The 6,568-nt window shown below is 45.4% G+C and carries 5 protein-coding genes; 2 read left to right on the plus strand and 3 right to left on the minus strand.

Annotated features, from left to right (window positions below):
• Positions 1–211 precede the first annotated feature (211 nt).
• The 3 genes from HQR03_RS11740 to HQR03_RS11750 all read right to left on the minus strand — a co-directional run bounded on the left by HQR03_RS11740 (position 212) and on the right by HQR03_RS11750 (position 4,193).
• Positions 212–952 carry a proteasome-type protease gene (locus HQR03_RS11740; protein ID WP_173240288.1) on the minus strand — a complete coding sequence of 247 codons (741 nt, stop codon included), beginning with the start codon at positions 950–952 and terminating at the stop codon, positions 212–214.
• A 63-nt stretch (positions 953–1,015) separates the two neighbouring features.
• Positions 1,016–1,801: a transglutaminase family protein gene (locus HQR03_RS11745; protein ID WP_101211581.1), complete on the minus strand. Its 786-nt coding sequence runs from the start codon at positions 1,799–1,801 to the stop codon at positions 1,016–1,018.
• Positions 1,802–1,850: 49 nt separating this feature from the next.
• Positions 1,851–4,193, minus strand: a complete 2,343-nt coding sequence (locus tag HQR03_RS11750) for a circularly permuted type 2 ATP-grasp protein (RefSeq protein ID WP_227687612.1) — start codon at positions 4,191–4,193, stop codon at positions 1,851–1,853.
• Positions 4,194–4,504: 311 nt separating this feature from the next.
• Here HQR03_RS11750 and rhuM point away from each other — a divergent pair, with 311 nt between their 5' ends.
• Together rhuM and HQR03_RS11760 are read left to right on the plus strand one after the other, a co-directional pair.
• Positions 4,505–5,497 carry a RhuM family protein gene (rhuM, locus tag HQR03_RS11755; RefSeq protein WP_173240289.1) on the plus strand — a complete coding sequence of 331 codons (993 nt, stop codon included), beginning with the start codon at positions 4,505–4,507 and terminating at the stop codon, positions 5,495–5,497.
• A gap of 110 nt (positions 5,498–5,607) precedes the next feature.
• Entirely contained in the window at positions 5,608–6,351 is a 744-nt protein-coding gene (locus HQR03_RS11760) for a M90 family metallopeptidase (RefSeq protein WP_173240290.1), read from the plus strand.
• Positions 6,352–6,568: the final 217 nt, after the last annotated feature.

A 6,568-nucleotide genomic window follows, 5' to 3' on the forward strand; every position in this document is an offset into this window, starting at 1 on the left:
ACAAGCCTTAGTGTACATAAACCATAAATGTAGCTTTGGGTACTGTATGTGAGGCATTTATTAACGGCTTAATTTCCAAAAAAAAGAGAATGCTTGTTGACCAAGCCCTCTCTTTTTTTATTGATATAGTCAGTGAAAAGTAATATTGATCTTAGTCTATCTATTCTGATTCATTACTACTATCAAGCCTTCATCTGCGCCAATCATTTTTCTATTCCCAATAATCTGCTGGGCATTCAGGTAATTCACTTAAGGTATTACGTAGTGCAACCGACCACTGACGACTGATGTCGTTGAAGTATTCGTCGTCTTGCTCGATACGGTGACCCTTGGGCATCTTCAAACTGTCATTTTGATAAATCAACAAATTTATGGGCATACCTACAGACAGATTGGAGTGAATGGTTGAGTCAAATGACAACATCAGGGCTTGGGTCGCATGCTTGACGTCTGTCTCGTATTTAACCGAGCGGTCGAGAATGGGCTTGCCGTATTTACTCTCACCCAGCTGAAAAAACGGCGTATCTTGCGTGGCTCTAATGCAGTTGCCTTCTGGGTAGATCATATATAGCTCAGGAGGCTGGCCTTTGATTTGCCCGCCCAATATAAACGAGCTGGTAAAGGTGCCACTATTACTATCGTTAGCGACGCTTTGAGCATGAGTCATGATACTACGCATGCATTCACCCACCATTTGCGCCGCGTCAAACAGTGTCGCGACGGTATGTAAGCTGCTCTCAGAACGCAGGTTGATATCGGTTTTTAACTTATTAAAGACCGCTTGTGAGGTAGCAAGGCTGCCAGCGGTCTGTAGCACCATAAAACGTTCGCCTTCAACGCCGTATTGGTAGAGTTTTCTAAACGTCGAGATATGGTCAATGCCAGCGTTGGTACGGGTGTCACTCGCAAAAACCATCGCGTCTTTTAGACGAATAGCGGCACAGTAAGTCATAAAAAATCCTTATCTCAATAAGCAGAATCGATATTGATCTTGATAGATAGACTGCATCTATTACTATGACAATCTTGAGACCAAAACTTGACTGTAAAGATTCTCATAGCCGCCGCCCATCCTTACCCCGCGTACTGGTGCGGCATCTAAGTAATCGCGACCAATAGCGACATACACATGCGAGCTTGGCTGGAACAGCAGATTTGAGATGTCAAAGGTATACCAGTAGCCCTCTAGCCAAACCTCTGCCCAAGCATGGCTAGCCATATGATTCTCTGTGTCATCGTATAGATAACCTGACACATAACGCGCTGGGATATGCTGATCCCTCAAGCAGCCTAAAAATACATGGGTATGGTCTTGGCACACACCAGCGCCGATGTTAAAGGCTTCGGCTGCCGTCGTTCCCACGTGGGTGGCATCTTTTATATAAGGCATTTTGGTCAATAGCTCAGTCGCCATGGCTTTAAGGCTGTCATGGGTCGGGTCTTTTAGATAAGGTGCAGCAAAGGCGCGCATCGCCTCTGAACACTTAGTCAATGGGCTTTGTACCGTAAATAGCAAATAGGGGACGTTGTCCATGTCCTCTAATCGCTCGGTATCGGTATTGATCTCGACAATGCCGGACGCCTGCATTTGCAAGTTATTGTGTGCCTCATTACGACTAAGCGTTAGCCAGTCATTGCCAAAGCCGTCTTTTTGATTGACGGCAACTTTAGGCAGCATCACATCCCACCTATGAATCGTTTGATGCGGTAATTGCATCGGCGTCATACGAATATACTGAACGCTGCGCTGTGCCAGCTCGCCGTAGTAATAATTGGTTTGATGACTTATTTGAAGTTTCATAATGTCTTCCTCTTTAAGGTGCTTTTTGTCTATTTTACTAAGCTAAACGCTATACACCTTGCTGTAATATGATGTTGAATTCTCGGCTAATAAGCTTAAAGTCGCTAAATTGTTTTGATTTGATCATCTGATTGGTCAAGCGAGTCAGTTCACGCCAGCGCGTGTTTTCTGGCAGCTGATTAATCCAATACTTAAATTCAAGACTAATCTCGGTGGTGTCCTCATTGAGTAGGACCGCACGCTCTAATTGCTCAAAATACCGACCTAATTGCCAAAAACACGTCACGGTAGGGTGCTCTTGTTCCATTGCTGCATTACAGGCATATAGCTGTAGCGTCGCTGCTCGATAAGTACCGGCACTTGATAAGCGTTTAATGAGGTTGTACAGCTCTGCAGTATCTTTGCCAATCACGCCTTTGGCCTCTTGCACATTGGTCTCAATGGATTGGACCACGCTAGGGATTCTTTTTTGCTCTAAGTCGTAAAGTATTTGTGCCTTCATTACTTTTAGCGGCTCATTCGCCTCTGCCGCAAAGCCTAAATGGCTGATTAAATGCTGTATTTGTGATTTTTTTAGGTCACCTTTGATCAACTGTTTCATTAGGCTGTCGTAGTAGTAGAGTCGCTCGCTATACCTACCGAGCCAGATCAAATGACTACTGGTCGACAGCAGCAATATCATTGGCGCATCATCGAGGTCCTCAAAACCCGCTTCGATAGGCTGTATGCGATTGTGGTAGCTGGCGTGACCAGCAGCACTCAGTGCTAGATTGTTAGACTTATCCGCCTGCCCATTAGCCAAGGCGGCTTTGCTCGAAGCTGGCGCGTTACGCTTGTCTGAAGATCTCTTCTCTAAACTGCTGTCATCGACGACCCAAGTATCTTTGATGCCACCACCTTGTGATGAGTTGACCACTAACGAGCCTTCGACCATCGCCACACGAGTAAGACCGCCCGGTACGATATCGACCGAACCGTCGCCATGACTGAGTACAAAGGGGCGCAGGTCAATATGGCGCGGGGCGATACCATCACTAACAGCGGTCGGATTGGTAGATAATGAAATTGTAGGCTGCGCAATAAAACCGTTGGGGTTGTCGAGCAGACGCTTGCGATAGTCGCTGATCTCTTGTTTGGTAGAGGTTGGCCCTATGAGCATGCCATAGCCGCCGGAGCCTTGGGTTTCTTTGACCACCAGCTTGTCTAGATTGTCTAGTACATAGCTTAGCTCGTCAGGCTTGCGGCACTGATAGGTCTCGATATTGGGCAAGATGGGCTTTTCACCCAAATAGAACTCAATCATATCGGGCACAAAGGGGTACAAGCTTTTGTCATCTGCCACACCAGTGCCGGGCGCATTGACGACGACCACATTACCAGCGCGGTAAGCACTCATCAGACCCGACACGCCTAGTATTGAGTTGGACTGAAATGCCAAGGGATCAATATAAGGGTCATCAATTCGGCGATAAATGATATCGACTTGTACCTTACCACGGATACCTTGCATGTAGACTTTGCTGTCCTCAACCACCAAGTCATAGCCGTGTACCAGTGGTACATTCATCTCATGCGCCAAAAAAGCATGCTCATAATAAGCACTGTTGAAGCGACCGGGGGTTAGGATAACAATCTGTGGATCATACTTGGTGGTTGAGCTGGCAAGACAGCATTTGAGACGCTGCGGATAGTCGCTAACCCCTAATACGGGCGTATGAGCGAACAAATCAGCTAATAGAGTCTCTGAAATACTGCGACTCTCCAGCATGTAGGAGACGCCAGATGGCGTGCGAAGATTGTCCTCTAATACACAGAATTGACCGGTCTCGTCTCGAATGAGATCGATACCACTGATGTGCGAGTAGATAGGCTTATCAAGTTCAATGCCCATCATCCATGGCTCATAGCAACCACTGGCATAGACGTAGCTGGCAGGAACAATGTCTGCTTTCATAATGGCTTGATCGTGATAGATATCATGCAAAAAGGCATTGAGCGCAGTAATCCGTTGCTTGCAGCCAGCTTCTACTTGCTGCCATTCGCTGGCGGAGATAATGCGTGGAATGATATCAAAAGGAATCATCCGCTCAATGTTTTTGGCATCGCTATAGACAGTGAAAGTCACGCCCTTACGATAAAATATATTTTCTGCTTGCTCATTCAGGTGGTTGAGCGCATCCATACTGATGTTGTCTAGCCAGTCGCCGACAGCCTTAGCTGCAGGACGATATTCACCCTTTTCGTTTTGTAGTTCATCGAAGCACTGTCGCTTTTTTTGCTTGTCTTTTGCGTGGCTCTTACTTATGGTTGGGTTAGGAGAAGTCGCCATTTGATCTTGGCTTTGACTTTGGCCATCATTTTGGCTTTGAGATTGAAGTGATTGTTGGTTCATAAATACCTCACGCATCCTTGGTAAGTTATTATTTATGACGCATACACGGGTTATGATAGGCAGATCGGCAGGTGCAAGACGTCCAATATGTAGCCTGTGCCTTGTCTTGACTATAGCGCGTCTACGAGCCTATGCACAACAAGCCTGTGACTTTTTTAAAGTTGTCACCGTTAAAATACAACACAACAATAACTTAACTGCCGCAAAAAACAGCGATATCTTGCTTTCTTAAGGGTTCACTAGCGATGGTACTTACATGAAGTGCTCATCTGAACAAACCTTTATAAACCCATTTAAGAGGATGGAGCAACATGGATGAAAAGAAGTTCGAGATTTATTTGGCAGATGATGGGCAAACTCAAATTGAGATTCGTCTAGAGCGCGACACCTTGTGGCTCTCGCAAGCGCAACTGGCGACATTGTTTGAAAAAGACTCTGATACGATTGGTTTGCACCTAAAAAACATCTATAAAGAAGGCGAACTCGACCCCGAAGCAACTACCGAGCAATCCTCGGTAGTTCGTCAAGAGGGAAACCGACAAGTGCGACGCAACATTCGCTTTTACAATCTAGATGCCATTATTTCTGTGGGTTATCGGGTTAATTCTAAAAAAGGCACGCAGTTTCGTATATGGGCGACCCAGCGCTTACGTGAATACTTAGTGCAAGGCTATACGCTCAATCAGCAACGCTTCGATAAAAACTCTGCCGAGCTCCAGCAAGCGTTAAACTTAATCAAAAAAACAGCCCAAAGCCCTGAGCTGAATACTGATGAAGGGCGCGGCTTAATTGAGATTATCAGCCGTTATACGCAGACGTTTTTATGGCTACAACGCTATGATGAAGGCTTGCTTGACGATCCAGCAGGGCAGGAGGGCGGTGTATTGCCTAGCCTAACTGAAGCGATGAGCGCACTAAATAATTTAAAAGCGCAATTAATATCACGCGGTGAGGCAACTGAGCTATTCGCCAAGCCTCGCGGTGACGGGTTAGACAGTGTACTGGGCAATTTGCAGCAAACCGTGTTTGGCGAGCCTGCCTATCCGACTATCGAGAGTAAAGCGGCGCATTTATTGTATTTTATGGTCAAGAACCATCCCTTTACCGATGGCAATAAACGCAGTGGTGCTTTCTTATTCGTGGATTTTTTACATCGTAATAAGCGGCTGCTCAATGAAAGTGGGGAAATGGTCATTAATAACACGGGACTTGCTGCTTTAACCTTACTGGTCGCTGAGTCTGATCCCAATCAAAAAGAGACGTTGATTAAATTGATTATGAATATGCTGTCATTAGAGGCTTGATATACAGAGATATCATCCATGAGCGCTACAAAAGATAAGTCTAACTATGAATATTTGCAGTTATCATTATAACAACAACGCTTGATAATCAATTTTAAGGAAAACAACGCATGTTTAGCATAATAAAAGACTGGCACAATCAGCGCGTACTCGATAACAGTGACTTTACTAAGGCGGACTGGATGCAGGCTGCCAAGCGTATTGTGATACTTGAGCACTTAAACGAGGACGAGATGACTCGTTTGTTTGAGTTGGCGACGTTGTTTTTGGATGATAAATCCATTACGGGCGCACAAGGCTTTGAAATCACAGATGCAGTCAGGCAGTCCATTGCCTTACAAGCCTGTTTGCCGATATTGAATCTAAGTCTAGAATGGTACGCTGGCTGGTCGTCCATTATCATTTATCCCGGTTCTTACAAAAGTGACAGTACCACTGTAGATGAGTTCGGTATCGTCCATGAAGGCAGCCAACATCGTAGCGGCGAAGCGTGGCTGCGTGGACCGGTCATTCTGTCATGGAAGGACGCCAAACATTCAGGCGAACGCGATGGTCACAATGTCGTCATTCATGAGTTTGTCCATAAGCTCGATATGCTCAATGGCCGTGCTAATGGCTTTCCACCATTGCAACCCGGCATGGATCCTGCGCGCTGGACGGAGGTTATGGCGCGAGATTTTGAGGATTTTCAAACGCATCGTAAGTCAGGACTGGATCGATATGGCGCGACCAATCCCGCTGAGTTCTTTGCGGTGCTCAGCGAAGTGTTTTTTGAGACGCCAGAAAAGTTGGTCGACGCATATCCAGATATCTATGAGATTATGGTCAAGTTTTTTAAGCAAACACCGATGTAGTTGATGTTAAATATATTACATATTAAAAAATGAATATATAACAGTGTAAACACAAAAAGGGCAGTGCATCATACAGAATACACTGCCATGATTTAATCTTTAATAATCTTAGATTAACACATGAAGTGCAATATCAAAGAGCAGGTGAAAAAGAGGCCTAGATGCGCTAGCATCAAAGCTACTATCCACCGCCAAAGTGAGATTGCAACCATGAGCT

The sequence above is a fragment of the Psychrobacter okhotskensis genome (assembly GCF_013248965.1).
In the GTDB taxonomy this organism is placed as follows: Bacteria; Pseudomonadota; Gammaproteobacteria; order Pseudomonadales; family Moraxellaceae; genus Psychrobacter; species Psychrobacter okhotskensis.

Coding starts and splice junctions, on each gene's coding strand:
- HQR03_RS11740 (WP_173240288.1), bottom strand. CDS start 952: ATGACTTACTGTGCCGCTATTCGTCTAAAAGACGCGATGGTTTTTGCG.
- HQR03_RS11745 (WP_101211581.1), bottom strand. CDS start 1,801: ATGAAACTTCAAATAAGTCATCAAACCAATTATTACTACGGCGAGCTG.
- HQR03_RS11750 (WP_227687612.1), bottom strand. CDS start 4,193: ATGAACCAACAATCACTTCAATCTCAAAGCCAAAATGATGGCCAAAGT.
- rhuM (WP_173240289.1), top strand. CDS start 4,505: ATGGATGAAAAGAAGTTCGAGATTTATTTGGCAGATGATGGGCAAACT.
- HQR03_RS11760 (WP_173240290.1), top strand. CDS start 5,608: ATGTTTAGCATAATAAAAGACTGGCACAATCAGCGCGTACTCGATAAC.